General features: G+C 71.2%; 24 protein-coding genes. 9 read left to right on the top strand and 15 right to left on the bottom strand.

Annotated elements, in window-relative coordinates; translation table 11 throughout:
* Positions 1-102: 102 nt before the first annotated feature.
* The 8 genes from ACGF5O_RS43015 to ACGF5O_RS42980 form a co-directional block, all read right to left on the bottom strand.
* A complete protein-coding gene (locus ACGF5O_RS43015) occupies positions 103-273 on the bottom strand; it encodes a hypothetical protein (RefSeq protein WP_393815389.1) in 171 nt (56 codons plus the stop codon).
* 129 nt (positions 274-402) lie between these two features.
* A complete protein-coding gene (gene tsaE / locus ACGF5O_RS43010; protein WP_393815388.1) occupies positions 403-915 on the bottom strand; it encodes a tRNA (adenosine(37)-N6)-threonylcarbamoyltransferase complex ATPase subunit type 1 TsaE in 513 nt (170 codons plus the stop codon).
* A complete protein-coding gene (locus ACGF5O_RS43005) occupies positions 881-2,143 on the bottom strand; it encodes an alpha/beta hydrolase (RefSeq protein WP_362591842.1) in 1,263 nt (420 codons plus the stop codon). Before ACGF5O_RS43005 ends, tsaE begins: the two co-directional genes overlap by 35 nt.
* Before the next feature lie 138 nt (positions 2,144-2,281).
* Positions 2,282-3,487 (bottom strand): alanine racemase, encoded by a 1,206-nt coding sequence (alr, locus tag ACGF5O_RS43000; protein ID WP_393815387.1) that lies wholly within the window; start codon positions 3,485-3,487, stop codon positions 2,282-2,284.
* A gap of 60 nt (positions 3,488-3,547) precedes the next feature.
* Positions 3,548-4,444 carry a L,D-transpeptidase gene (locus tag ACGF5O_RS42995; RefSeq protein WP_393815386.1) on the bottom strand — a complete coding sequence of 299 codons (897 nt, stop codon included), beginning with the start codon at positions 4,442-4,444 and terminating at the stop codon, positions 3,548-3,550.
* 206 nt (positions 4,445-4,650) lie between these two features.
* On the bottom strand, positions 4,651-6,102 hold the full coding sequence (locus tag ACGF5O_RS42990) for an NAD(P)H-hydrate dehydratase (protein WP_393815385.1): 1,452 nt from the start codon (positions 6,100-6,102) through the stop codon (positions 4,651-4,653).
* A 55-nt stretch (positions 6,103-6,157) separates the two neighbouring features.
* The gene (locus ACGF5O_RS42985; RefSeq protein WP_393815384.1) at positions 6,158-6,529 is read right to left on the bottom strand and encodes a holo-ACP synthase; all 372 of its coding nucleotides are present in this window, start codon (positions 6,527-6,529) and stop codon (positions 6,158-6,160) included.
* A gap of 78 nt (positions 6,530-6,607) precedes the next feature.
* Complete coding sequence (locus tag ACGF5O_RS42980; RefSeq protein ID WP_393815383.1) at positions 6,608-7,483, bottom strand: aldo/keto reductase family oxidoreductase; 876 nt, start codon at positions 7,481-7,483, stop codon at positions 6,608-6,610.
* Between the two features lie 93 nt (positions 7,484-7,576).
* Between ACGF5O_RS42980 and ACGF5O_RS42975 the strand changes: the two genes are divergently transcribed.
* Entirely contained in the window at positions 7,577-8,440 is an 864-nt protein-coding gene (locus ACGF5O_RS42975; RefSeq protein ID WP_393815382.1) for a LysR family transcriptional regulator, read from the top strand.
* Positions 8,441-8,482: 42 nt separating this feature from the next.
* Here the strand turns inward: ACGF5O_RS42975 and glmS are convergent, their stop codons facing one another.
* Positions 8,483-10,330: a glutamine--fructose-6-phosphate transaminase (isomerizing) gene (glmS, locus tag ACGF5O_RS42970; protein ID WP_393815381.1), complete on the bottom strand. Its 1,848-nt coding sequence runs from the start codon at positions 10,328-10,330 to the stop codon at positions 8,483-8,485.
* 229 nt (positions 10,331-10,559) lie between these two features.
* Between glmS and coaA the strand changes: the two genes are divergently transcribed.
* On the top strand, positions 10,560-11,528 hold the full coding sequence (gene coaA, locus ACGF5O_RS42965; protein WP_393815380.1) for a type I pantothenate kinase: 969 nt from the start codon (positions 10,560-10,562) through the stop codon (positions 11,526-11,528).
* Between the two features lie 22 nt (positions 11,529-11,550).
* The gene (locus ACGF5O_RS42960; protein WP_393815379.1) at positions 11,551-12,489 is read left to right on the top strand and encodes a DUF389 domain-containing protein; all 939 of its coding nucleotides are present in this window, start codon (positions 11,551-11,553) and stop codon (positions 12,487-12,489) included.
* 86 nt (positions 12,490-12,575) lie between these two features.
* Here ACGF5O_RS42960 and glmM read toward each other — a convergent pair whose 3' ends face one another.
* From glmM to rplM, 3 genes are all read right to left on the bottom strand, one after another.
* Entirely contained in the window at positions 12,576-13,934 is a 1,359-nt protein-coding gene (glmM, locus tag ACGF5O_RS42955; protein ID WP_393815378.1) for a phosphoglucosamine mutase, read from the bottom strand.
* Between the two features lie 209 nt (positions 13,935-14,143).
* On the bottom strand, positions 14,144-14,671 hold the full coding sequence (gene rpsI, locus ACGF5O_RS42950; RefSeq protein ID WP_046730620.1) for a 30S ribosomal protein S9: 528 nt from the start codon (positions 14,669-14,671) through the stop codon (positions 14,144-14,146).
* A gap of 42 nt (positions 14,672-14,713) precedes the next feature.
* Positions 14,714-15,157, bottom strand: coding sequence for a 50S ribosomal protein L13 (gene rplM / locus ACGF5O_RS42945; protein ID WP_020941688.1), 444 nt, complete (start codon positions 15,155-15,157; stop codon positions 14,714-14,716).
* Between the two features lie 379 nt (positions 15,158-15,536).
* Between rplM and ACGF5O_RS42940 the strand changes: the two genes are divergently transcribed.
* The 6 genes from ACGF5O_RS42940 (at position 15,537) to ACGF5O_RS42915 (ending at position 24,153) form a co-directional block, all read left to right on the top strand.
* Positions 15,537-16,415 carry a hypothetical protein gene (locus ACGF5O_RS42940; RefSeq protein WP_393815377.1) on the top strand — a complete coding sequence of 293 codons (879 nt, stop codon included), beginning with the start codon at positions 15,537-15,539 and terminating at the stop codon, positions 16,413-16,415.
* 199 nt (positions 16,416-16,614) lie between these two features.
* Positions 16,615-18,006: a glycoside hydrolase family 26 protein gene (locus ACGF5O_RS42935; RefSeq protein ID WP_393815376.1), complete on the top strand. Its 1,392-nt coding sequence runs from the start codon at positions 16,615-16,617 to the stop codon at positions 18,004-18,006.
* 260 nt (positions 18,007-18,266) lie between these two features.
* Positions 18,267-19,718 carry a glycosyltransferase family 2 protein gene (locus ACGF5O_RS42930; RefSeq protein ID WP_393815375.1) on the top strand — a complete coding sequence of 484 codons (1,452 nt, stop codon included), beginning with the start codon at positions 18,267-18,269 and terminating at the stop codon, positions 19,716-19,718.
* 23 nt (positions 19,719-19,741) lie between these two features.
* Complete coding sequence (locus ACGF5O_RS42925; protein WP_393815374.1) at positions 19,742-20,968, top strand: glycoside hydrolase family 113; 1,227 nt, start codon at positions 19,742-19,744, stop codon at positions 20,966-20,968.
* A 14-nt stretch (positions 20,969-20,982) separates the two neighbouring features.
* Complete coding sequence (locus ACGF5O_RS42920; RefSeq protein ID WP_393815373.1) at positions 20,983-22,083, top strand: sugar phosphate nucleotidyltransferase; 1,101 nt, start codon at positions 20,983-20,985, stop codon at positions 22,081-22,083.
* A gap of 39 nt (positions 22,084-22,122) precedes the next feature.
* On the top strand, positions 22,123-24,153 hold the full coding sequence (locus tag ACGF5O_RS42915) for an acyltransferase family protein (RefSeq protein WP_393815372.1): 2,031 nt from the start codon (positions 22,123-22,125) through the stop codon (positions 24,151-24,153).
* A 4-nt stretch (positions 24,154-24,157) separates the two neighbouring features.
* On the opposite strand, the gene truA is transcribed toward ACGF5O_RS42915, so the two are convergent.
* The 3 genes from truA to ACGF5O_RS42900 all read right to left on the bottom strand — a co-directional run.
* Positions 24,158-25,003 (bottom strand): tRNA pseudouridine(38-40) synthase TruA, encoded by an 846-nt coding sequence (gene truA, locus ACGF5O_RS42910; protein ID WP_393815371.1) that lies wholly within the window; start codon positions 25,001-25,003, stop codon positions 24,158-24,160.
* 145 nt (positions 25,004-25,148) lie between these two features.
* Entirely contained in the window at positions 25,149-25,673 is a 525-nt protein-coding gene (gene rplQ / locus ACGF5O_RS42905) for a 50S ribosomal protein L17 (RefSeq protein ID WP_393815370.1), read from the bottom strand.
* 168 nt (positions 25,674-25,841) lie between these two features.
* A partial coding sequence (locus ACGF5O_RS42900; protein ID WP_361829137.1) for a DNA-directed RNA polymerase subunit alpha C-terminal domain-containing protein occupies positions 25,842-26,348 on the bottom strand: 507 nt, incomplete at its 5' end.

The following is a 26,348-nucleotide window of genomic DNA, read 5'->3' as shown; positions in this document are numbered from 1 at the left end:
CACCCGCACGGACCCACCGGCCGAACCCTCAGTGCCGACTGCCGCGCCGTCGTGGCTGGCCGCGCAGTTCCCCGCGCCCCTTACGGGGCGGGTCGCACCCCCCTAGGCAGCCCTGCGGTCCTGCGCGACCGGCCTCGACGCCGGATCCGGCACTCTCGGCGGCCGGGACACCGCGTCGGCGCACGCGCAGGACGCCAGCAGCTCACGCATGGAGACGCCGGGAACCCCGGCGACCGCGGCCGGTCGCCGCTCCTCGGACTGGGACACGGACACGGGCGCCTCCTGAAGTGCGGGGGCGGGCGTAGTTAGGTAGACCTAACTACGGACTGGGTACCATGTGACCACGCCGATACGTCCGGCGCAATATCTTGCCGACGCCTTGTCGGAACGTTCACACGGCCCTCAGGCCGACAGCACCCCGAGGTCCACCGCGTCCCACCGCTCCCCCAGCCCCGCCAGGGTCACGTGCCGTACCTCGTCGGTGGTGTCGCCGACCGCCCGGTGGATCCGGACCATGAGCCGGTCGTCGGTCAGCTCCTCGACCTTGCCCTCGCCCCACTCCACGACGACCACGGACTCGGGCAGCGAGACGTCGAGGTCCAGGTCCTCCATCTCGTCGAGCCCGCCGCCCAGGCGGTAGGCGTCCACGTGGACGAGCGGCGGACCGCCGCCGAGGGACGGATGCACGCGGGCGATGACGAACGTCGGCGACGTGACGGCGCCGCGCACACCGAGCCCCTCGCCCAGTCCCCGCGTCAGCGTCGTCTTGCCGGCGCCGAGCTCCCCGCTGAGCATCACGAGGTCACCGGCGCGCAGCAACTTCGCCAGCCGGCGGCCCAGCTCCCCCATCTGCTCGGGGGAGGTGACGGTCAACTCGGTCTCAGCCTGGCTGTGCCGTGCTGCTGGTGCTTCCATAGCCACTTACCGTAGCCCCTGCCGGCACGGCACCCGCGCGGGTCAGCAGGTCGGCGAGGCGGTCGGTGACCACCTCCGGGTGCTCCAGCATGACCAGGTGCCCGGCGTCCGCGACGAGCACGAGTTCGGCGTCGGGCAGCAGGTCGGCGATGACCTCGCTGTGCTCGCTGGGCGTGACGAGGTCCTGCACCCCGGCCAGCACCAGCACCGGCAGGTTCTGGAAGTAGGCGAGCGCGGCGGTCTTGTCGTGGTCGGTGAAGGCCGGGTAGAACTCGGCGACCACGTCGATCGGCGTCGACTCGATCATCCGCTCCGCGAACCGCTCCACCGCCGGGTCGACGTCCTTGGACGCGAACGAGTACCGCTTGATGATCCCGGCGAAGAGATCGGCGGTGACCCGCCGCCCCTTCTCCACCAGCGCGGCCTGCGTGCCCAGCGCCTTCAGCACCCCGGGCAGCACCCGGCGCACCACGTTGACCCCGGCGATCGGCAGCCCGAAGTTGACCTCGCCGAGCCGCCCGGACGAGGTACCGACGAAGGCGGTGGCGACCACCCGCTCCCGGATCAGGTCGGGGTACTGCGCGGCCAGCGCCATCACCGTCATGCCGCCCATGGAGTGCCCGACCAGCACGATCGGCCCCTCCGGCACGGCCGCGTCCAGGACGGCCTTCAGGTCCCGGCCCAGCTGGTCGATGGTGAGCTCCACCCCGTCCTCGTGCTGGGCGACGCCCCGCCCGGAGCGGCCGTGGCTGCGCTGGTCCCAGTGCACGGTGCGCACGACCCCGCGCAGGGCCGCCCGCTGGAAGTGCCAGGAGTCCTGGTTGAGGCAGTAGCCGTGGCTGAAGACGACGGTGACGGGCGCGGGCGCCTTGCGGCCGAAGAGCCGGCGGCGGCGCGGCGAGACGGCGGGGCCGGGGTCGGGTACCACCTCGTCGACCTCGTAGTAGAGCTCGGTGCCGTCGTCGGCGTACGCCTTGCCGGGGGTGCCGCGCAGGGTGCCGTAGGGACCTGCCGAGTCCAGCGCCAGCCGCGCCTTGCGGCGCATGCCGCGGCCCACGGTCATCCGCTCCACGGCGACGCCGGCGGCCGCTCCGGCGGCGAGCACTCCTATGGCGGCGCCGGCGACGCCCGTCACCTTGCGCCAGCTGCCGGAGTCCGCCCCCGTGGCCGAGGCGACGACGGCCGCCACGGCGGCTTCCGCTACGGCCTCCGCACTGCTCTCGCTCACGTACCGCTCCTCTTCGCCGTACTGCAGTTCGCTGCTCGGGTGACACGGGTGACGCCGACTCGACGCGTGTTGCTGATGTTGCGGATGTTGCTGTTGATACAGGTGTAACCGGGTCGTGCCGTCGCCGAACCCCGAGGGTCAGGCGCCGTCCCCTGGTTCTTGCCCAGTCGCCCGCTCGTTCACATAGACGCGGGGAACCCGGGTTCCGATGCGCGTGACGATTTCGTATGCGATCGTGCCCGCGGCCTGGGCCCAGTCCTCGGCGGTGGGCTCGCCCCGGTCGCCGGGACCGAAGAGCACGGCCTCCGCGCCGACTTCGGGCTCGTCGCCGCCGAGGTCGACGACGAACTGGTCCATCGCGATCCGCCCGGCGGCCGTCCGCCACTTGCCGCCGACCAGCACCGGCCCGGTGCCGGAGGCGTGCCGCGGGACGCCGTCCGCGTAACCGACGGGGACGAGTCCGAGGGTGGTCTCGCCGGGCGTGACGTAGTGGTGCCCGTAACTGACCCCGTGCCCGCCCGGTACGTGCTTGACCAGGGCGAGGGAGGCGGACAGCGTCATCACCGGGCGCAGGCCGAAGTCGGCCGCGCTGCCCAGCTCGGGGCTGGGCGAGAGGCCGTAGAGCGCGATGCCCGTGCGGACCAGGTCGAAGTGGGTCTCGGGGAGGGTGAGGGTGGCCGGCGAGTTGGCGATGTGCCGCACCTCGGGGCGCACGCCCTGTTCCTCGGCGTACCCGAGCAGTTCGCGGAAGAGGGTGAGCTGGGCGGTGATGGAGGGGTGGCCGGGTTCGTCGGCGCAGGCGAAGTGCGACCACAGCCCGGTGATCCGGAGCAGTCCGGCCGCCTCGGCGCGCAGCGCCTCGCGGACCAGCTCGGGCCAGTCGGCCGGCTGGCACCCGTTGCGCCCGAGCCCGGTGTCGGCCTTGAGCTGCACGCGCGCGGGCCGCCCGGCCGCACGTGCGGCCCCGGTCACCTCGCGCAGCGCCCACATACCGCTCACCGACACGTCGAGGCCGGCCTCGACGGCCTCCCGCCAGGGCCCGCCCGGGGTCCACAGCCAGCACATGATCCGCACGTCCGCGGGCAGTCCCGGGTCCGCGCGCAGCGCCAGGGCCTCCTCCGGGGTGGCCGTGCCCAGCCAGCTCGCGCCCGCCTCGACGGCCGCGCGGGCACACCGGAGGGCCCCGTGGCCGTACGCGTCGGACTTCACGACGGCCATCAGGGCCGCGTCCGGCGCGAGGGCACGCAGGGTCCGCGCGTTGGCCCGCAGGGCGGCCAGGTCGATCTCGGCGCGGGCGCGCAGGGGCGCGGTCGGTGCATTCTGCCCAGTCGGTGTATCACTCATCGCGCCCCCAGTGTCTCAGAGGCCTCCGACAGCCCACCGGCACAGCCCCTGGTACCGGGCTCAGGTACCCGTACGGTGGCCCCACACGTAGACCTTGTCGCCCTTCTTCAGCACGCTCCACAGCTTCTTCGCGTCGCCGAGCTTGAGGTTCACGCAGCCCCAGGAGCCGACGGTGGTGTAGATGGAGCCGTAGACGGCGTGGAAGGCCTGCCCGCCGTCGAAGAACTGGGCGTACGGCATGGGCGAGTTGTACAGCGTCGACCAGTGGTTCTTGTGCCGCCAGTAGATGCTGTGCCACCCGGCCCGGGTCGCGTACCCCTTCCGCCCGCTGCGCATCTGCACCGGCCCGTAGACCACCTTGCTGCCCTTCTGCACCCAGGTGACCTGCCGGTTGAGGTCCACGCAGGCGACCCGGTACGACTTCACGGGGCAGTTCTTGGCAGCGTTCGGGTTCTTCTTCGCCGACAGGAGCATCATCTGGTACCAGGTCACGGGCCCCGCGAACCCGATCGCCGGCTTGATCTTGTACTTCGTCTGGAACTTCTGGATCGCCTTGCAGTCGGCGCTGGACTGCTTCCCGTCCGCCATCAGCTTCAGCCACTGCTCGATCTGCTTCTGGTACGGCCCGGTGAGCTTGGAGCAGCTCACCTTGGCGACGGCGTCGCTGAGCGGCACGTACTCGATGAGGTCGTACGTCCCGGGCGCCGCCGCCTTCGGCTCGACGGCGTCCTCCTCGGCGCCGGGCGTGTACACCTTGGGCGCCAGCATCTGGTCGGGGGTGTCGATCTGCCAGGGCTGGGCGGGCCCCGGCGCGACCCCCGGCACCAGCTCCGACTCGGGGACGGCGGCGCCCGGCCCGGGAACGGCACCGACCGCGACCCCGGTCCCGGCACCGAGCGAGAGAACGGCCACAGCGGCGACGAGCGTTCCGATTCGTCGACTTCGTCCATTAATCATGCGATCAGACAACCTCGCAGGTCCCGGGATTCCGGGAAGCCGCGCGGCGAGGTCACCCGACGGATGCACAGCGCCCCGAAAGGGGCGCGGGGCTGTATCGATTTGCGGCTGCCGCCGCGTGGGCGCGCTCAGCCCCCACCCACCCGCACCCGGTCTACATGCCCAAGGGGTTCGGGGCGAAGCCCCCGTGACGGTGCGGGCCTGTCCTACCGAGTCGGGTGGGCGGGTGGGTAAACGCCTCGCCAAGCCGACGGCACCTGCTCGGCCACCGCGTGGGCGACCGTCGGCGCCCCCTCCGCCGCGAACCGCCCCGCGAGCCCGTGCAGATACGCCGCCACGCTCCCCGCGTCCCGCGCGTCCAGCCCCGCCGCCAGCAACGACCCCGCCAGCCCCGACAGCACGTCCCCGCTCCCGGCGGTGGCGAGCCAGGACGTCCCCGTCGCGTTCACCCGGACGGCGACGCCTCCGCCCGCCGCCGCCACCAACGTCGTCGACCCCTTCAGCAGCACCGTCGCCCGATAGGCCGCCGCCAGCTCCCGCACCGCCGCGAGCCGACCGGCCTCGACCTCCTCACGTCGTACCCCCAACAGCGCGGCGGCTTCCCCGGCGTGCGGCGTCATCAGGGTCGGCGCGGTACGGCCGCGCACCGCGTCCCGGTCGGCGAACCGCAGCCCGTCCGCGTCGACCAGCACCGGCACGTCCGCCTCCAGCGCCTCGGCGACGGCGTCGGCGTCGTCCCCGACCCCCGGTCCGGCCACCCACGCCTGCACCCGCCCGGCCTTCCGCGGCCCCCCGTCCGACACGAGCGTCTCGGGAAAGCGGGCCAGCACCTCGTCCTTGGCCGGTCCGACGTACCGTACGGCCCCGGCCCCGCCCCGCAACGCCCCCGCGACGGCCAGCACGGCCGCCCCCGGATAGCGCGCCGACCCGGCCACGATGCCCACCACGCCCCGCCGGTACTTGTCGCTCTCCGCCGACGGCACCGGCAGCAGCCGCGCCACGTCCGCGTCCTGCAAGGCCTCCAGTTCGGCCTCCTCTGGCAGTTCGAGCCCGATGTCGACCAGCCGTACCGAACCTGCGTACTCCCGCGCCGGATCGATCAGCAGCCCCGGCTTGTGCGTCCCGAAGGTCACGGTCAGGTCCGCCCGTACGGCCGCCCCGCGCACCTCACCGGTGTCCGCCTCCACGCCGCTCGGCAGGTCCACGGCGACGACGGCGGCCCGCGACCGCTCCACGACCGCCACCAGTTCCGCCGCCCCGGGCCGCAGCCCGCCCTTGCCGCCGATCCCCACGATCCCGTCGAGGACGAGATCGGCCCGCAGGACCAACTCCTCGGCGCCGCCGTCCCGCACGACGGTCCCGCCGGCCCGGCGCAGCGCCGCCAGCCCGCCCTCGTGCGTGCGCTCCGGCGCGAGCAGCACCGCCGCGACCCCCGCTCCGCGCCGCGCCAGCCGCGCCCCGGCATACAGCGCGTCCCCGCCGTTGTCCCCGCTGCCGACCAGCAGCACCACCCGGCTGCCGTACACCCGTCCGAGCAGCTCGGCGCAGGTGGCGGCCAGCCCGGCAGCGGCCCGCTGCATCAGCGCCCCTTCCGGCAGCCGCGCCATCAGCTCCCGCTCGGCCGCCCGTACCGTCTCCACGCTGTAAGCAGTCCGCATGCCCCGAGTCTCCCCCGGAACCCGCGGCACGCGCATCCGCCCGACCCCACGGGGGTCACCCCTCGGCGATCACCACCGCCGACGCCACCCCGGCGTCGTGACTGAGCGACACATGCCACGACCGCACCCCGAGTTCCGCCGCGCACGCGGCCACGCTCCCCTGCACCCGCAGCCGGGGCCGCCCGCTGTCCTCGACGACCACCTCCGCGTCCGTCCAGAGCAGCCCCGGCGGCGCACCCAGCGCCTTGGCCAGCGCCTCCTTGGCCGCGAACCGCGCCGCGAGCGAGGCGACACCGCGCCGTTCCCCGCTCGCCAGATACAACTCCCGCTCGACGAAGAGCCGCCCGGCCAGCCCGGGAGTCCGCTCCAGCGACTCCCGGAACCGGTCGATCTCGGCGACGTCGATACCCACTCCGATGATGCTCACCGAAGCACCTTACGACCCGTCAGACGACCACGGGCCGGGCCGCGTCCCGCCACCGGCCGCCGTGCCCGCCGGTGCCCGCTACCGGCCGATCCCGTCCAGCTCGGCAAGGTCCTCGTCAAAGAGCGCGAGTCCCGCGCCGGTGACGTTCTCCCGCAGGTGCGCCACCGACGAAGTACCCGGAATCAGCAGGATGTTGGGCGACCGGCGCAGCAGCCAGGCCAGGGCGACCGACATCGGCGTCGCGTCCAGCCGGGCGGCCACGGCGGACAGTGCCGTGGACTGCAGCGGGGTGAAGCCGCCGAGCGGGAAGAAGGGCACGTAGGCGATGCCCTCGGCGGCGAGGTGGTCGATCAGGTCGTCGTCCTGGCGGTGGGCGAGGTTGTACATGTTCTGCACGCACACGACCGGCGCGATCGACCGCGCCTCGGCGATCTGCTCCGGCGTCGCGTTGCTCACGCCGAGGTGCCGGACCAGCCCCTGCCGCCGGAGTTCGGCGAGGGCCTCGAAGGGCTCGGCGAGCGAGCCGGGCCGGAACCCCTGGGCGTCGCCGAGCCGGAGGTTGACCACGTCGAGCGAGTCGAGTCCGAGGTCCTCGATGTTCTCCCGGACGGCGCGCCGCAGGTCCTCGGGCCGCCGGGCGGGAATCCAGTCGCCCTGCCGGTCACGGACCGCGCCGACCTTGGTCACGATGTGCAGGGGCGCGGGGTACGGGTGCAGGGCCTCGCGGATCAGCCGGTTGGTGACGCGCGGTCCGTACGCACCGGCGGTGTCGATGTGGGTGATCCCGAGCGCGGCGGCCTCGCGCAGCACGGCGAGCGCGCCGTCACGGTCGGCGGGCGGCCCCATGACCCCGGGGCCGGCGAGCTGCATGGCGCCGTAGCCGAGGCGGGTGACCGTCAGGTCGCCCAGGTTCCAGGTGCCGCCGGGCAGGGACGCGGAGGGTGTGTAGTCCATGCCGTCGATGGTCGCCCGCGGGCCCGCGGCGCAGCCAATACCGCCGCAGTGCGCTGTCATACCCGGCGGGTATCACAGAGGTAGGTTGTGGCCATGGACACCTTGGAGATCCGCGAGCTGCGGTACTTCCTGGCCGTCGCCGAGGAGTTGCACTTCGGCCGCGCCGCCGAGCGGCTCGGCATGGCCCAGCCCCCGCTGTCCCGGGCGCTCCAGCAGCTGGAGCGGCGCCTGGGCGTGCGCCTGCTGAACCGCAACCGCCGCGGCGTCTGCCTGACCGGCGCCGGAGAGGTGCTGCTGCACGAGGGCCGCGCGGCTCTCGACGCGACCACCGCGGCCGTCCGCCGCACCCGTCGCGCCGGTGACGCCGCCAGCCCGGGCGGCCCCCGCGACCGCCTGGTGCTGGCGGTGAAGGCCGGCGCGTCCCACGAACTGCTGCACAAGCTCCTCGACGCCTACGCGGCCGAGCCCGGCGCCGCCGAGATCGAGGTGCTGCCGACCGGCATGTGCGAGCAGGAGGGGATGCTGCGCGACGGCCGCGCGGACGTGGCGCTCATGCACGCGCCGTTCAACTCCCTCGCCGGCTTCGACAGCGAGGAGCTGATGACCGAGGGGCAGATCGCCGTCCTGCCCGCCGGTCACCCCCTCGCCGCGCGCCGGACCCTGTCGCTGGCCGACGTCGGCGGCATCCCCGGCCTGCCGCTCGCCCGCTGGCCCCGGCACGGCACGTACCCGCCCGGCCCGGGCCCCGAGATCCGCGACCAGACACAGCTGGCCCAGCTGATCGCCCTCGGGCGCACCGTGACCGTCCTGCCCGACTCGGCCCGCGCCTGGCTGTGGGCCGAGCACGCCGCCGTCCCGCTGACCGACGCGCCGCCCGTGGTCACCCACATCGCCTGGCCCGCGCACAGCCGGTCCCTCACCCTCGCCGCCCTGGTCCGCACGGCCACCCGGCTGTGACGCTCCCCGTCCGGCCGCCCCGGGGCCCGGCCGCCGGCCTGCTCACTCCACCGTGACCGACTTGGCGAGGTTCCTCGGCTGGTCCACCTCGTTGCCGCGGGCGGTGGCCAGTTCGCAGGCGAAGACCTGGAGCGGGACCGTGGCGACCAGCGGCTGGAGGAGGGTGGGGGTGGCGGGGATCCGGATCAGGTGGTCGGCGTACGGGGCGACCGCCTCGTCGCCCTCCTCCGCGATCACGATGGTGCGGGCGCCGCGGGCCCGGATCTCCTGGATGTTGGACACGATCTTGTCGTGGAGCACCGACCGGCCGCGCGGGGACGGGACCACGACCACCACCGGCAGGTCCTCCTCGACCAGCGCGATCGGCCCGTGCTTCAGCTCGCCCGCCGCGAAGCCCTCGGCGTGCATGTAGGCCAGTTCCTTGAGCTTCAGGGCGCCTTCGAGGGCGACCGGGTAGCCGACGTGCCGGCCGAGGAACAGCACGGTCTTCTTGTCCGCCAGGGAGCGCGCCAGCGCCCGTACCGGCTCCATGGTCTCCAGGACCCGCTCGACCTCGCCGGAGATGTGCGAGAGGTCCCGGATCACCGCGCTGATCTCGTCGCCCCACTTGGTGCCGCGCACCTGGCCGAGGTACAGCGCCACCAGGTAGCAGGCCACCAGCTGGGTGAGGAACGCCTTGGTCGAGGCGACGGCGACCTCCGGCCCGGCGTGGGTGTAGAGCACCGCGTCCGACTCGCGGGGGATCGTCGAGCCGTTGGTGTTGCAGATGGCGAGCACCTTCGAGCCCTGTTCCCGGGCATGCCGCAGCGCCATCAGCGTGTCCATGGTCTCGCCGGACTGGGAGATGGCGATGACCAGGCTGCGCGAGTCCAGGATCGGGTCCCGGTAGCGGAACTCGCTGGCCAGCTCCACCTCGCACGGGATGCGCGTCCAGTGCTCGATGGCGTACTTGGCGATCAGGCCGGCGTGGAAGGCCGTACCGCACGCGACGATGACGACCTTGTCGATCTCACGCAGCTCGGCGGCGGAGATCCGGACCTCGTCGAGGGTCAGCGAGCCGTTCGCGTCGATACGGCCGAGCAGGGTGTCGGCGACCGCCTTGGGCTGCTCGGCGATCTCCTTGAGCATGAAGTAGTCGTAGCCCCCCTTCTCCGCCGCCGACGCGTCCCAGTCGACGTGGTACGAGCGGACGTCCGCCGGGGCGCCGTCGAAGCCCGTCACCGTCACGCCGTCCCGGCGCAGCTCCACCACCTGGTCCTGGCCCAGCTCGATCGCCGACCGGGTGTGGGCGATGAACGCGGCGACGTCCGAGGCGAGAAAGGCCTCGCCCTCGCCGACGCCGACCACCAGCGGGGAGTTCCGGCGGGCGCCGACCACCACGTCCGGGGCGTCGGCGTGCACCGCGACCAGCGTGAACGCGCCCTCCAGACGCCGGCACACCAGCCGCATCGCCTCGGCGAGGTCGGCGGTGCCGGAGAACTCCTCGGCGAGCAGGTGCGCGACCACCTCGGTGTCCGTCTCGGACGCGAGGTCGTGCCCGCGCTCGGCCAACTCCCCGCGCAGCGCGGCGAAGTTCTCGATGATCCCGTTGTGGACGACCGCGACCCGCCCCGCGTTGTCGAGGTGCGGATGCGCGTTGGCGTCCGTCGGCCCGCCGTGCGTGGCCCAGCGGGTGTGCCCGATACCGGTGGCACCGGCGGGCAGCGGCCGTTCCGTCAGCTCCTTCTCCAGGTTGACCAGCTTCCCGGCCCGCTTCGCCGAGGCCAGCCCACCGTCCGCGAGCACGACGACCCCCGCCGAGTCGTACCCCCGGTACTCCAGCCGCTTGAGCCCGGCGACCACCACATCGAGCGCCGACTGCGCCCCCACGTATCCCACGATTCCGCACATGCCCGGCAGCCTAAGTGCCGACCCTCACCCGAACACGGCTCATCGTGCCCGGAATCGGAAATTATCCCGCCCCTGCGCACCACGGGCCCGCACCCGACCGACCCGACGGGCCGACGAACCGACGGACCGAAGCGCGAGAGGCCCATGCCCGAACCCCACGTGACCGACCCCACCCCCCACCCCGTTCAAACTCCGTTAACAATGGAATGTGATCTCTCCGGTCTCCCCGATGCCCCGGAGCGCCCACCGGCACAGGCCGGAGGCGACTCCCTACGTCGACCTCACCCGTGCCGAGTGGAGCGCGCTGCGCGACAAGACGCCGCTGCCGCTCACCGCCGAGGAGGTCGAGAAGCTGCGCGGCCTCGGCGACGTCATCGACCTCGACGAGGTGCGGGACATCTACCTCCCGCTCTCCCGGCTGCTCAACCTCTACGTCGGCGCCACGGACGGCCTCAGAGGCGCCCTGAACACCTTCCTCGGCGAGCAGGGCTCCCAGTCCGGCACCCCGTTCGTGATAGGCGTCGCCGGCTCCGTGGCCTGCGGCAAGTCGACCGTCTCCCGGCTGCTCCAGGCGCTGCTCTCCCGCTGGCCCGAGCACCCGCGCGTCGAGCTGGTGACGACGGACGGCTTCCTGCTCCCGACCAGGGACCTCGAAGCCCGCGGCCTGATGGCGCGCAAGGGCTTCCCCGAGTCGTACGACCGCCGGGCCCTGACCCGCTTCGTCGCCGACATCAAGGCCGGCAAGGACGAGGTCACCGCGCCCGTCTACTCCCACCTCATCTACGACATCGTCCCGGACCGCAAGCTCACGGTCCGCCGCCCCGACATCCTCATCGTCGAGGGCCTCAACGTCCTGCAGCCCGCCCTCCCCGGCCAGGACGGCCGTACCCGCGTCGGCCTGGCCGACTACTTCGACTTCAGCGTGTACGTCGACGCGAACGCGGAGGACATCGAGCGCTGGTACCTCAACCGCTTCAGGAAACTCCGTCAGACCGCCTTCCAGAACCCGGACTCGTACTTCAGGAAGTACACCCAGGTCTCCGAGGAGGAGGCGCTCGACTACGCCCGCGGTCTCTGGCGGACCATCAACAAGCCCAACCTGGTGGAGAACATCGCCCCCACCCGCGGCCGAGCCACCCTGGTCGTCCGCAAGGGACCCGACCACAAGGTGCAGCGGCTGCGGCTGCGCAAGCTCTAGAGCGGCCTGTTAAAAAGGCGTCATGCTGCATCTGCGCCTGATCACCCCGGCCGACCGGACGGACGACGTGGTCCGCCTGATCGAGGCGACCGTGGGCACCACGCACCTGGTCGTGCTGCCGGGCGCCGCCCGCAACCCGGCCGGGGACGTCGTGATGTGCGACGTGGCCCGCGAGGCCGGCGACGAACTCATCAGCGGGCTACGGGCGTTGGACCTCGACCGCACCGGCTCGATCGCCGTCGAGGGCATCGACCTGAGCCTCTCCCACCGCGCCGACAAGGCCGAGGCGGAGGCCCCGGGCGAGGGCGCGGACGCGGTGCTGTGGGAGGGGCTGACCGAGGCCACCCACGAGGAGTCGACGCTGTCGGCCACCTACCTCGCCTTCATCACCCTGGCCACGATGATCGCGGCCTGCGGTGTCGTCCTGGACAACGCGATCCTGATCGTGGGGGCGATGGCGGTGGGCCCCGAGTTCGGCCCGCTGGCCGGCATCTGCACGGCGCTGGTGCAGCGCCACCCCCGCCTCGCGCTGCGCTCCCTGACCGCGCTCCTCGTCGGCTTCGCGGCGGCGATGCTGGTGACGGTCGGGTTCACCTACCTGATGGACGGCCTCGGCCTGTTCACCAGGGTGCAGCTGGAGGCGGAACGCCCGAACACCAACTTCATCTACCGCCCCGACGCCTTCTCGTTCGTGGTCGCGGTCCTGGCCGGCATCGCCGGCATACTCTCCCTGACCTCGGCGAAATCCGGCGCCCTGGTGGGCGTCGCCATCTCGGTGACCACGGTCCCGGCCGCCGCGAACGCGGCAGTCGCCTTCGCCTTCACGGAGTACCGCCAGGCCTGGGGCTCGGCAGAACAACTGCTGCTGAACCTCCTCGGCATCGTCCTGGCCGGCACGGCGACACTCCTGACCCAGAAATGGCTCTGGAAAAAACCGACCCGAGAATCAACGCCCCGTTAGGGGCGCGGGGAACTGCGCGACCAGCCACGGCGAAACCCGCAGCCCGCAACGCGCACTCCCCGGCACCCCGAACCCGGAGAAACCAACTACCCCAGCGCAGACTTGACGGCGTCAGCCAGCCGCCCCGCCACCGACCGGGCCTGCTCGATGTCGGCCGCCTCGACCATCACCCGCACCAACGGCTCCGTGCCCGAAGGGCGAAGCAGCACGCGCCCCGTCTCCCCCAGCTCCCGCTCCGCCTCCGCGACCGCCGCCGCCAGGTCCGCGGACGTCTTCACCCGCGACTTGTCCACGTCCGGCACATTGACCAGCACCTGCGGCAGCCGCTCCATCACGCCCGCCAGCTCCCGCAGCGACCGCCCGGTCGCGGCGACCCGCGCCGCCAGCAGCAGCCCGGTCAGCGTGCCGTCGCCGGTCGTCGCGTGGTCGAGGATGATGACGTGGCCGGACTGCTCGCCGCCGAGGGCGTAGCCGTGCTCCTTCATCTCCTCCAGCACGTACCGGTCGCCGACCGCGGTCTGCACGAGGCGCAGCCCCTCCCGCTCCAGCGCCAGCTTGAAGCCGAGGTTGGACATGACGGTGGCGACGACGGTGTCGGCGCGCAGCTCCCCGCGCTCCCGCATGTCGAGCGCCAGCACCGCGAGGATCTGGTCGCCGTCGACCTCCTCGCCGGTGTGGTCGACGGCGAGGCAGCGGTCCGCGTCCCCGTCGTGCGCGATGCCGAAGTCCGCGCCGTGCTCGACGACCGCGGCCTTCAGCTTGCCGAGGTGGGTCGAGCCGCAGCCGTCGTTGATGTTGAGCCCGTCCGGCTCCGTGCCGATGGTGACGAGCTCGGCGCCGGCCCGGCGGAACGCCTCCGGCGAGACCCCCGCGGCCGCGCCGTGCGCCTCGTCCAGGACGATCTTCAGCCCGTCGAGCCGGTTGGGCAGGACCGACAGGAGGTGACCGACGTACCGCTCGAAGCCCTCGTCGTACGGCCGCACCCGGCCCACGCCCGCGCCCGTCGGCCGCTGCCACGGCTCGCCGTGCCGGTGGGACTCGTACACCGCCTCGATCCGGTCCTCCAGCTCGTCGGCGAGCTTGTGGCCGCCGCGGGCGAAGAACTTGATGCCGTTGTCGGGCATCGCGTTGTGGCTGGCGGAGAGCATGACACCGAGGTCGGCGCCGAGCGCGCCGGTCAGGAACGCGACGGCGGGCGTCGGGAGGACACCCACGCTCAGGACGTCGACGCCCGCGCTGGCCAGGCCCGCGACCACGGCGGCCTCCAGGAACTCCCCGGACGCGCGCGGGTCCCGTCCGACGACCGCCGTAGGCCGGTGGCCCTCGAACGTGCCCGCCTCGGCCAGCACGTGCGCCGCCGCGACGGACAGCCCGAGCGCCATCTCGGCGGTCAGGTCCGCGTTGGCGACACCGCGCACGCCGTCCGTGCCGAAGAGTCGTCCCACTTGTCCTCCTGAAGAAGCGTCCTTGCTGCCAGGAAATGATGGCAGGCGCTTAGTCATGCGATCACACCGGCCTTTGAGCATCTTGTGTCGTTATACGCCCTTGGCCGGGATAAACGAACGCCCCGACGGCACATGTGGCGTGCCGCCGGGGCGTTCGGAGTACGTGCGGGCCGGTAGGGCCCGTAAGCGTACGAGCAGGCAGCGGGCGATTAACGCTTGCTGTACTGCGGGGCCTTGCGGGCCTTCTTCAGACCGGCCTTCTTGCGCTCGACCGCACGGTCGTCGCGCTTGAGGAAGCCGGCCTTCTTGAGCGGGCCGCGGTTGTTGTCGACGTCGGCCTCGTTCAGCGCGCGGGCGACACCGAGACGGAGCGCACCGGCCTGACCGGAGACACCGCCACCGGCGATGCGGGCGACGACGTCGTAGCGGCCCTCGAGCTCGAGCACCTTGAAGGGCTCGTTGACTTCCTGCTGGTGCACCTTGTTCGGGAAGTAGTCCTCGAGGGTGCGACCGTTGATCTTCCACTTGCCGGTGCCCGGGACGATCCGGACGCGGGCGATGGCGTTCTTGCGACGGCCCAGGCCGGCGGCCGGCTGCGGGTCGCCGAAGCGGGACGCCAGCGACTCCGAGGTGTACTCGCCCTCGACGGGGACCTCGGACTCGGTGGTGTAGCTGTCGATGTCGACGAGCTCGGTCTCGGTCTCTTCGACCGGCTGCTCAACAGTGGTCTCGGCCACGATGCTCCTCAGATTCTTTTCTGTCTTAGGGGGTGGCCGGAACTACTGCGCGACCTGGGTGATCTCGAACGGCACCGGCTGCTGCGCAGCGTGCGGGTGCACGTCACCCTTGTAGACCTTCAGCTTCGAGAGCATCTGACGGCCCAGCGTGTTCTTGGGGAGCATGCCCTTGACGGCCTTCTCGATGGCCTTCTCGGGGTTCTTGTCCAGCAGCTCGTCGTAGCGGACGGAGCGCAGACCGCCCGGGTAGCCGGAGTGGCGGTACGCCATCTTCTGGGTCCGCTTGTTGCCGGACAGGTGCACCTTGTCGGCGTTGATGATGATGACGAAGTCACCGGTGTCGACGTGGGGCGCGTAGATCGGCTTGTGCTTGCCGCGGAGAAGGGACGCGGCGGTGGTGGCGAGACGGCCCAGGACGACGTCCTGAGCGTCAATGACGTGCCACTGGCGAGTCACATCGCCGGGCTTGGGGCTGTACGTACGCACTTCGCAGCCTTCTTCTTCAGTGGATGGGTGCTGACACATGGCATCACTGAAGCGATCGTGCAGCTGGGGACGACAATGCCGGGACGCTGCCCGTATGCCGCCCACTGGTAACTGCTCCAGGGAACCTAGGTAGAGGCCACTCCCGTAAGAATGAGCGAGCCAATACACAACGAAGGGCAAGCCTACAAGGGTGGCCCCGGACGGGTCAAAACGAGCTCCCGCCGACATCCGGACGAGCGGTCGCCGACAGTGGCGGAAATCCTGGGCGCGCGGCCGTACCAGGATGCGCCGTACTGCCCCCAAAGGTCCCCCCGAGGCCCCCGGTCTCCGTGCGTACAGTCGCACCGGTAACCCCCGGCCCCCGTCTAAGATGCGCCCCATGAGCTATGGGCAGGGGGGACCTCAGTCCCAGTGGGATCCGTGGAAACCGCAGTCTCAGCAGCCCTGGGGCAGTGGCACCGGCCAGACTCCGGACTGGGCGTCGCTGGCCGAGGCGTCGGAGACGCGGAACAAGCGGCGCAGGGTGCTGTTCATCGGCGGTGGCGTGGTCGCCACGCTGGCGATCGGCACCGCCGTCGCGATGGCCGTGGTGTCCGCGAACGGCGGCAACAAGGCCTCCGGCACGCCCACCAACCTGCCGGCCAGCGGCTCGCTGCCCAGTGACACGGCCGGTTCGGTGCCGTCCTTCGCGCCGACCAGCGCGCCGCCGCCGCTGGACCCGCAGGAGTTCATATCCAGCGTGCAGAAGGACACGGCGCCGCTGAGCGCCGAGACCCTCTTCCCGGGCACCCAGCTGACCATGGGCGGGACGGTCTACAAGAAGGGCGCCACGGCCGACACCAAGAAGTGCGCCACGGCCGCCAAGGGCACCCTCCCGGCCGTCCTGAACAAGGACGGCTGCACCCGCCTGCTGCGGGTCACCTACTCCAAGGACGGCGTCGCGGTCACGGTCGGCGTGGCCGTGTTCAACACCGAGGCGCAGGCGAGCAAGGCCAAGACCGAGGCCGACAAGAAGGGCTTCGTGACCGCCCTGGGCGGCTCCGGCGTGAAGGCCTTCTGCGACTCCGGCGTCTGCCGTACGACGACCAATTCGTACGGCCGCTACGCGTACTTCACCACCGCCGGTTTCGTGAACGGCAAGGACGTCACCACCAAGGACACCAAGGTCTTCCAGGCCGGCGACGACCTGGCGGAGTTCACCTTCCGCCAGATCCACCGCCGCGGCGAGGCCCAGGCATCGGCGGCGGCCGACCGCTGATCCGTCCGCACAGCACGTGAGAGCCTCCCCCCGTACCTGACCACGCCTCCTCACGGGTCCTCCAGGCCGGGGTGAGCGGCGACTCGGCCCAGCCGCACGGCCGCCTTGCGAGGCGGGGGGCGCGGCCCGGGGCGGGGCAGAATGGCCCCCGACCAGGGCCGGGGCCGGCCGGGAAGCGGAACGGGGGCGGGCGAGGGCCATGCGCATGCGGGGACGGCTCGGGCTCATGGGGGCGGCAGCCGCCGCGGGGCTGCTGGGTCCACCGGCGGTGTGGTGGGCCCTGCGGGACGGCGAGGACACCGCGCGCACCCCCCGGCCCGTCCCCACCGAACTGCGCGACCGCGATCCCGAGGCGACGCCCGCCGCCCGCCGGGTCTATGCCCTGCTCGCCGGCCTGGAGAACCGGGCGCGGCGCGGCGAACCGTCACGGACGGTCATCGGCCAGCACGTCGAGCTGCACAACGAGCGCTACAACGCGTCGTACGGCGACTACCGGGGCACCAAGCAGCCCGGCTACTACTACAAGAAGGCCCACGACATCACCGGCAGGTTCCCGGGGTTCGTGGAGGTGGACCTGGGGCCGGGGTACGGGCAGCCGGGCTGGGCGGTGGGCGAGCCGCGCTCCTACTCCCGCTCCTCGTGGCCGAGCTGCCGCACGTACTGGGGGTACGCCGAGGACGCGGTGGACCTGGCGCTCGGGGTGTGGGCGGGGCTGCCACGGCCGGCGGACGGGTCGTACCACCCCTCGGGCACACACCTCGACTGCGCCTCCGGGGCCCGGGTGAGCCTGCCGCAGAACGGGGGCGGCCCGGCGGGCATCGTCGGCTTCTCCTTCCACCAGCCCTACCCGGGCAGCCCCGTCAAGGGCTTCGAGCAGACCCGCTACCAGAACTCCCCGGCGGCCCGGGACAGCGGCTGGTTCGGCCGCGTGGTCACCCCGGGCACCGCCGAGCACCGGGCCCTGCTGCTGGATCTCGGCTATCTCGCCGACCACCTGGGATACCTCGCGGAGCACGGGGTGCCGGTCCTGCTGCGGCCGTACCACGAGATGAACGCGAGGCCGGGCCACGGGTTCTGGTGGGCGGGGCAGGATCCGGCCGCCTACCGGAAGCTGTGGCATGTCACATACGACTACCTGGTGAACAGCCGCGGCCTGCACAACCTGCTCTTCGTCTGGGCCCCCAGCGCCTGGGAGGGCACCTTCGCGCGGGAGCCCGGCGACTACTACCCGGGCGGGCGGTACGTCGACGTCGTGGGCGTGGACGACTACAGCGACTCCCCGCGGCGGCCGTTCCACGGCAGGCCCTGGACCAAGGTCTGGTACCAGGGCCTGGAGCGTTACGGCCGCCCCCGCGTCCTGGCCGAGTCCTTCTATGTCCCGCTCGGTTCCGCCCAACACAGCACACTTTCGGACACTCCGTGGGTGCTCTGGACGGTGTGGGGACAGGCCCTGACCTACGCCAACGCCTCCAATCCGACCGGAAAAAACACCCCAGAAGACGTGAAGAAGACGTACACGTCTCCGCAGGTCATCACGGGCACCGGAGACAAGCGTTCCGGTTTCGACTGGGCTTCTTTGCACAAGACATAGGTTTATTACTTTCCCACTACATCTTGCTCACCGATGCTTCATGGCTGATTCTTACGTGGCAGGATTTGTTTTCTTGTACGGCCGGGGCGCAGGTCGCCCGGGGGGGCATCTGACCGGCCGCAGAACGCCGAAGAAGGCGCCGGGGGGCAACATCACGGCCCGGAACGGGGTCGGTGGGGCGAGTTTTCTCGTGTCACCGCACCCGTCACTGAGCCATGCCGTCCGGCAGCCGCCGAACTCACGGAAGAGCATGTAGCCGTATGGCATCGACAGTGGTCGACGGGGGATCCCCGCATTCGCGACACAACGCGAAGCTGGCCAAGCGCACCGCCTCGTGGAAACCCGGCATCCTGCCGTTCCTGCTGCCGTTCGTCCTGCTGGTCGTCTTCGGCCTGTGGTCCTACCGGCCCAGCTCCTCGCTGATGAGCTGGATCCTGACGGTCGTCTGGTCCCTGCCCGCGGCCGGTGTGCTGATCGGTCTCCAGGGTGCCCTGCTGATCCGCCGCCGGGTCCGCAAGAGCGACCACATGACCCCGCCCGCCCCGGCGGAGCAGGACTTCCTGATCGCGCTGTGCCCGACCATCGGCCGCCACGACACCTACCCGGCCCTGGAGCGCTCGATCCTCTCCTACGTCGAGCACCTGCCCGAGTACTTCCCCTACATGCGGGTCGACATCCTCACCGAGGAGGGCTGCGAGGCGGCGGCGGACATCGACCGGCTCGCCGACTCCCACCCGCTGATCCGGGTGATCACCGTCCCCAAGGACTACGTCCCGGCCAACGGCACCCGCTTCAAGGCCCGTGCCAACCACTACGCCCACGAGCTGCGCATCGCGGAGGGCGAGGCCCTGGAATACGTCTGGGTGCTGCACATGGACGACGACACCGGCGTGGGCCCGGACACCGCGGCCTCGCTCGCCCAGTTCATCAACCGGCAGCGCCGCGCCCACCCGGACGAGGCCAAGCACATGGCCCAGGGCATCCTGACCTACCCCCGCGAGAACGCGGTCAGCCTCTTCACCTGGCTCGCCGACGCGGTGCGCCCCGCCGACGACATCGCCCGCTTCCGGGCCCTGACCGGCCTCGGCACGCCCGCAGCAGGTGTACACGGTGAGCTGCTTGTGCTACGCGCGTCAATCGAGGCCGAGATCGGCTGGGACTTCGGCCCCAAGGAGATCGTCGAGGACGCCCGGCTCGCCCTGACCTTCTGCCGCAAGTACCCGGGCCGCAGCGACTGGTTCAACGGCCGCTGCTACGGCGCCTCCCCCGCCAACGCGGCCGACTTCATCAAGCAGCGCGAACGCTGGGCCTGGGGCCTGGTCGCCCTCTGCTTCAACCGCAAGGTGCCGCTGCGCTACCGCTGGTTCCTGTCGATCTGCGTGGCCACCTGGATCCTCGGCCCGCTCCAGCACATCGGCGCCGTGCTGCTCGTGGGCTGGCTGTTCAACGACATGAACACCTCACCGGTGACCCAGTCCATCGTCCTCCTGTGGGCCCTCAACTTCGGTTATGTCATCTGGACGTACTGGGAGGGCCTGCGGCTGAACGCGCTCGCCTCGGTCAGTGGCCGGCGCAAGTGGTGGGAGCCGATCGTCGTGGTCGCCTGCATCCCCGTCTTCTCCGTGCTGGAAGGGCTCGGCGGCTTCAAGGGCTTCCTGAAGTTCGTCCGGCGCGAGGAGAACAAGTTCGTCGTGATCGCCAAACCCGCCTGACCTCCCGGAAGACATCCACTGACATGCGTTCGCGACTGCCCCTGCTCGCCATCTTCCCGGTGACCGTCCTCGCCGTCGTACTGGGCACCCCGTTCGTCCTCGGCGACCACCCGGTGCGCTGGGAAGCGGGCTCGGCCCTGCCCCGCCTCGTGCTCGGCGACCCCGCCGAGTCCAGCACCTCGGGCGACGGCACCCGCCCCGGTACGACCTCCGCCTCTCCCTCCGCCTCCGCCGACACCCTCCAGGTCGCCAAGCCCTGGAAGGCGGGCATGCCGCAGTGGGGCGTGCAGATCTACTGGGAGGACGACAGGAAGAACCTCTCCGACGACTTCATCGAGAAGCAGGCCCGCAAACAGGCCGAGTACCTCATCGGGCTGGGCGCCAACTCGGTGTCGGTCTCCTTCCCCTTCTACACCAAGAACGGCACGTCCGACGAGGTGTGGGCGGGCGCCAAGACCCCCACCCCGCAGCGGCTTGAGCGGGTCCTGGAGGTGTTCAAGGACGCCGGCTTCCGCACCCGGCTGCGCCCGATCATGGACGAGTCGACCCTGAAGCCCGAGGACGGCTGGCGCGGTGACGTCGAGCCCGCCTCCCGCTCCGCCTGGTTCGCCTCGTACAAGAAGCTCGTCACCCCGTACCTCGAAGCCGCCGACAAGACGAAGACGGACACCTTCGTGATCGGCACCGAGCTCAACTCCCTGGAGGGCGACCAGGGCTGGAACACCCTGGTCGACTCCGCCGAGAAGACCTTCTCCGGCGAGATCGCCTACGACGCCAACTGGGACAACTACGTCACCGGCCGCATCAACATGCCGGTCAACCACCTCGGCGTCGACGCCTACTTCCCCGTCAAGGTGCCGGACACCGCACCCGTCGGGGACCTGGTCGACGGCTGGGACAAGTGGCTGGACAGGAAGGCGACGGGCCCGCTGCCGAACATCCTCGTCTCCGAGTCCGGCATCGGGGCCATGAACGGGGCCTACCACGCCCCGGGCGACTTCTACAGCCACCGCAAGGTCAACACGAAGGTGCAGGCCAACTGGTACACGGCCGTCTGCCAGGTCGTCCAGGAGCGGCACATGCAGGGCGTGTACTGGTGGTCGATCCACTTCGAGGACGACCCGAACACGCCGCCGGACGACAAGACGGCCTCCCGGCTCGACTTCGCGGGCCGCCCCCTCAGCGAGAAGGCCATCAAGACCTGTTTCGCCTCCGACTACGCGGGCCCCGGCACCGGCACCACGAGCTGACCGAGCGAGGAATCATGCAGGAAGCCATCATCCTCGTGGGCGGCAAGGGAACCCGCCTGCGACCGCTGACCAACCACACCCCCAAGCCGCTGCTCCGGGTCGCGGGTGCCTCCTTCATCCGGCACCAGATCGCCAAGCTGACGGCCGCCGGTGTCGAGCACGTGGTCTTCGCGACCTCGTACCTCGCGAGCCTCTTCGAGGAGGAGTTCAAGGACTTCTCCCAGGACCTGGCGATCTCGTACGCCGTGGAGGAGATCCCCCTCGGCACGGGCGGGGCGATCCGCAACGCCGGCCGGCTGCTGCGCGGCGACAGCGCCGACGCCCCGGTCCTCGTCCTCAACGGCGACATCCTGTCCGGCGTCGACCTGGGCGCCCTGCTGGCGCGCCACGAGGCCCGGGACGCGGACGTCACGCTGCACCTCACCCGGGTCGCCGACCCGCGCGCCTTCGGTCTGGTCCCCACCGACGAGGCGGGCCGGGTGCTCTCCTTCCTGGAGAAGCCGAAGACGACGCAGGAGTGCGTCACCGACCAGATCAACGCGGGCTGCTACGTCTTCCGCCGGTCCGTCCTGGACGCCGTCCCCGGCGACCGGGAGGTCTCCGTCGAGCAGGAGACCTTCCCCCGGCTCGTCGCGGGCGACGGGCGGGTCTTCGGCCACACCACCGACGACTACTGGCGCGACCTCGGCACCCCGCTGGCCTTCGTGCACGGCTCCGCCGACCTGATCACCGGCAGGGCGGCCTCGCCCCTGGTGGGACGTCCGGCCGAGGCCCTGATCGACCCCACCGCCGTGGTGGACCCGACCGCACGGGTGACCGGCGGTTCGACGGTCGGCCCGCATGCCGTCATCGGTCCGCACGTGGTCGTCGACCGCTCCATCATCGGCGCCAACGTCACCGTCGCCGAGGGCGCCCAGGTGCACGAGTCCGTGGTGGACCACGACTCCTCGGTCGGCAGCGAATCGATTCTTCGCGAGGTCGTGGTGGGCTGCCACACCCACGTAGGCGCCCAGAACGAACTGCCCGCCCAGCTGCGTCTGTCGTGCGGCATCCGCATCCCCGCCCAGGGCGTGCGCGTCAGCGGTACGGCAGTCGCCTGCCCGACCGTCCACTGAAGCCGCCGGCCCGGACAGTTACCGGATTACTGGAGAGACGTGACCAGCCATCGTTCAACGGCCACGGAGACAGAGCGTCTTCGGAAGTACCGGCCGGACATCCAGGGCCTGCGTGCCGTCGCCATCATCATGGTCGTCTGCATGCACACCGGGATCCTCGACATCCACGGCGGCGTGGACGTCAGCTTCGTGCTCAGCGGCTTCCTCATCGGCAGCCAGCTGCTCGCCGAGATCGACAAGACCGGCAAGGTGTCCCTGAGCAAGTTCTGGGCCCGCCGCTTCCGCCGCCTGGCCCCGGGCGCCGCCCTCACCATCGTCGCCACCGGCGTCCTGTCCTGGCTCTACGCGAGCCCGTTCAGCTTCCGCAGCTACATGGACGACGGACTGGCCGCCTCGCTGAGCGTCATCAACTGGCGGCTGGCCGAGAACGGCACCGACTACTTCGCCAACGACGGCAGCCAGTCGCCGTACCAGCACTTCTGGTCACTGGGCATCGAGGAGCAGTTCTACCTCGCCGCCCCGATCGTGCTCGTCGTCGTGGCCTGGCTCAGCCGGCTCGTGTTCCGCCGCAACCGCATCCTGGTCGGCGTGGTCCTGATGGCCGTGGTGGGCGGCTCGTTCTACCTGGGCTACACCGAGACCACCCCCAACCAGCCGCTGGCCTACTTCGGCACCCAGTCCCGCATCTGGGAGCTCGCCTTCGGTGTCCTGCTCGCGCTCTGGGCCCCCGTGATCTCCCGCATGCCGCGGGGCCTGGCCGCGGTCGTCTCCTGGCTCGGCCTGGCCACCACCCTGGTCACCGGCCTGCTCATCACCGAGAACACCCCGCTGCCGGGGTACGCCGTCCTCGGTCCCGTGCTCGGCGCGTGGCTGATCATCGCCGGCGGCTGCGCCAACCCCCGCCTCGGCGCGGAGCGGCTCCTCGACAACCCGGTCTTCGACTTCGTCGGCAAGGTCAGCTACGGCTGGTACCTGTGGCACTGGCCGCTGCTGATCCTGTGGCCGCACATGATCAGCTGGGAGTTCGGCTACTCCGACCGCTTCCGGGTGGCGGTCCTCTCCTTCCTCGTGGCCATCGCGACGCACTACGTCGTCGAAAAGCGGTTCCGGGAGAACGTGAAGCTGGTCGTCCGCCCCTGGCGGGGCATCCTCACCGGCGGCACCATCACGGCCACCTCCGCCGTCGCCATGGTGGTCGCGCTCCAGGTACCGCTCAACCTGTCCTTCGGCACCGCGGGCACCGCCGCCGCCCTCACCGGGTTCGACGGCACCAAGTCCGTGGAGCAGGCGGTGAGCGAGCGCACCGCTCCCAGGATCAGCGAGAGCGCGCTGCTGAAGTCCCCGAACGACCGGGGCGACTACGGCTGCATCGACCAGCTGCTGGTCACCAGCTTCACCCCGCACGACGACTGCGTGATCGGCGACAGGACGTCGGACCGGACGATGGTGCTGCTCGGCGACTCGCACGCCTACCAGTGGGGCAACGCCTTCAACTCGCTCGGCCTCAAGCTGCACGTCAAGGTCGTCACGGTCATCAAGAGCGGCTGCTCCCCCGAGGTCTACAAGATCACGCGTGAGGACCTGGGGCGCGAGTACACCGAGTGCCCCGCGTGGCGCAAGACCGCCCTCGCCTACATCAAGAAGCTCAAGCCGGACGTCGTCGTGGTGGCCAACCGCGTGCAGTACACCACCGTGCGCGCCGGCGCCGAGGACACGTTCAAGAAGCTCAAGGCCATGGGCTCGGACCTGGTCTACCTGGCCGACACCCCGAAGCCGACCTTCAACGTCCCGGACTGCCTGGCGGAGAACTCGTCCCACCCCGCCGAGTGCACCCTGCCGTCCGAGACCGCCGTCGACCTGCCCGACTTCCGCAAGCTGGAACGAGAGGTCGCGGAGGAGTACGGGGCCACGGTCATCAACCCGCTCCCCGCCTTCTGCGCGAACGGCTACTGCCCCGCGGTGATCGGCGGGCACGTCGTCTACTGGGACAACAGCCACATGACCGGCGGCTACGCCAAGTCCCTCGAACCGTTCCTGGAGCCGACCTTCAGGAAGGCCCTGGCCGGCTGACCCCTCAGACCGTCCGCACCCGTACCCGGCGAGCCTGCCGCTGCCGTTCCAGCAGCTGGTCGGCCGCCGGGTACGCGACCTCCTCCAGGGTCAGCCCGTGCGGCCGTACGACGTGCACGGCGCTGTCCCGCACCCCCGCGTCCAGCACCTTCCGCGGCCACTCCACGCCCCGGTGCCCGTCCCCCACGAACAGCAGCGCGCCGACCATCGACCGCACCTGGTTGTGGCAGAAGGCGTCGGCCCGGACCTCGATCTCGACGACCCCGTCCGCGCGCCGGCCCACCCCGAAGCCGAGGATCTCCCGGATCGTCGTCGCCCCTTCGCGCTTCTTCGCGTAAGCGGCGAAGTCATGCTCCCCCACCAGCGACTTCGCGGCGGCATCCATCACCTCGACGTCCAGCTCCCAGTCGTGCCACAGCACGTGGTTGCGCAGCAGCGGGTCCACGCCCCCCGGCCGGTCCCCCACCCGGTACACGTACCGCCGCCACAGCGCCGCGAACCGCGCGTTGAACCCCGCCGGCGCCTCGTCGACCGACCACACCCGCACGTCCTTCGGCAGCCGTCCCGCGAGCCGCTTCAGCAGCTTCTCCCGCTGCTCCTCCCACACCCCGGCAGGCAGATCGACATGCGCCACCTGCCCCCGCGCGTGCACCCCGGCATCCGTGCGCCCGGCCACGGTCAGCTCGTACACCGTGTCCTGCGACCGCGTGACGACCCGCAGCGCGTCCTCGATCTCCCCCTGCACGGTCCGCTTCCCCCCGGCCTGCTTGGCCCAGCCGTGGAAGTGGGTCCCGTCGTAGGACAGGTCGAGACGGACGCGGACATGACCGGGCTGCACTTCGTCACTCACGGAAGAATCCTCTCAGGGCAATAGAAGCGGGCCCGCCCCCTCGAAGGGAACGGGCCCGCTGACGCGCCCCGTCAGGGGCGCGGGGAACTGCGCGACCGGCCACTACGGCGCCGCAGCCACCGACCGGCGGTCCCCCGCAGAACGCTTACGCGTCCTTCGACTCCTCGGCAGCGTCCTCGGCCTCGTCGGCCTTGGTCACGTCGACCTTGGCGTCCTCGACCTCGACGGTCTCGGCAGCCTTGGTCTCCTCGGCGTCCTTGGCGGCACGCTTCGTCGCGGCCTCGGCCTCACCCGTCGCCTGCTGGGCGACCGTCAGCGCCTCGACCAGCTCGATGACAGCCATGGGCGCGTTGTCGCCACGACGGTTACCGATCTTGGTGATACGGGTGTAGCCACCGGGACGGTTCTCGTACCGCGGGCCGATCTCGGTGAAGAGCGTGTGCACGATGCTCTTGTCCGTGATGACCTGGAGCACCTGACGGCGGTTGTGAAGGTCGCCCTTCTTCGCCTTGGTGACCAGACGCTCGGCGTACGGGCGCAGGCGGCGGGCCTTCGCCTCGGTGGTGGTGATACGGCCGTGCTCGAAGAGCGCCTTCGCGAGGTTCGCGAGGAGCAGCTTCTCGTGCGCGGCACTGCCGCCCAGACGGGCACCCTTGGTGGGCTTCGGCATGGTTCTTCTCCTGTGTGTCTGCCCCGGCCGTGTCAGGTACCGAGGTCAGTATCCGAGCAGACGGTTGTCTGTCGGAGATCCGGGCGCCTTTTCAGACGCCCGGAGGGTCCGCGCCCCGTAAGGGGCGCGGGGAACTGCGCGACCGGCCACAGCGGACCGGCAGCCGAATCAGTATTGCTCGGTCTCCACGAACCCGGCGTCCACGTCGTCGTCCGCGCCGAACGCGTCCGCCGCAGCCGTGGGGTCGAATCCGGGCGGGCTGTCCTTGAGGGCCAGGCCCATGCCGGCCAGCTTCGCCTTGACCTCGTCGATGGACTTCGCACCGAAGTTGCGGATGTCCAGCAGGTCCGCCTCGGAGCGCGCGACCAGTTCACCCACGGAGTGGATGCCCTCACGCTTGAGGCAGTTGTAGGAACGGACGGTCAGCTCCAGCTCCTCGATCGGCAGCGCCAGGTCGGCCGCCAGAGCCGCGTCCGTCGGGGACGGGCCCATGTCGATGCCCTCGGCGTCGATGTTCAGCTCACGCGCGAGACCGAACAGCTCGACCAGCGTCTTGCCCGCGGAGGCCATGGCGTCACGGGGACGCATCGCCTGCTTGGTCTCGACGTCGACGATCAGCTTGTCGAAGTCGGTGCGCTGCTCGACACGGGTCGCCTCGACCTTGTACGTGACCTT

Origin of the sequence: Streptomyces sp. NPDC048291 (genome assembly GCF_043201715.1) — a bacterium.
Lineage (GTDB): Bacteria > Actinomycetota > Actinomycetes > Streptomycetales > Streptomycetaceae > Streptomyces.
This window is presented reverse-complemented; position numbering and strand designations above follow the sequence as displayed.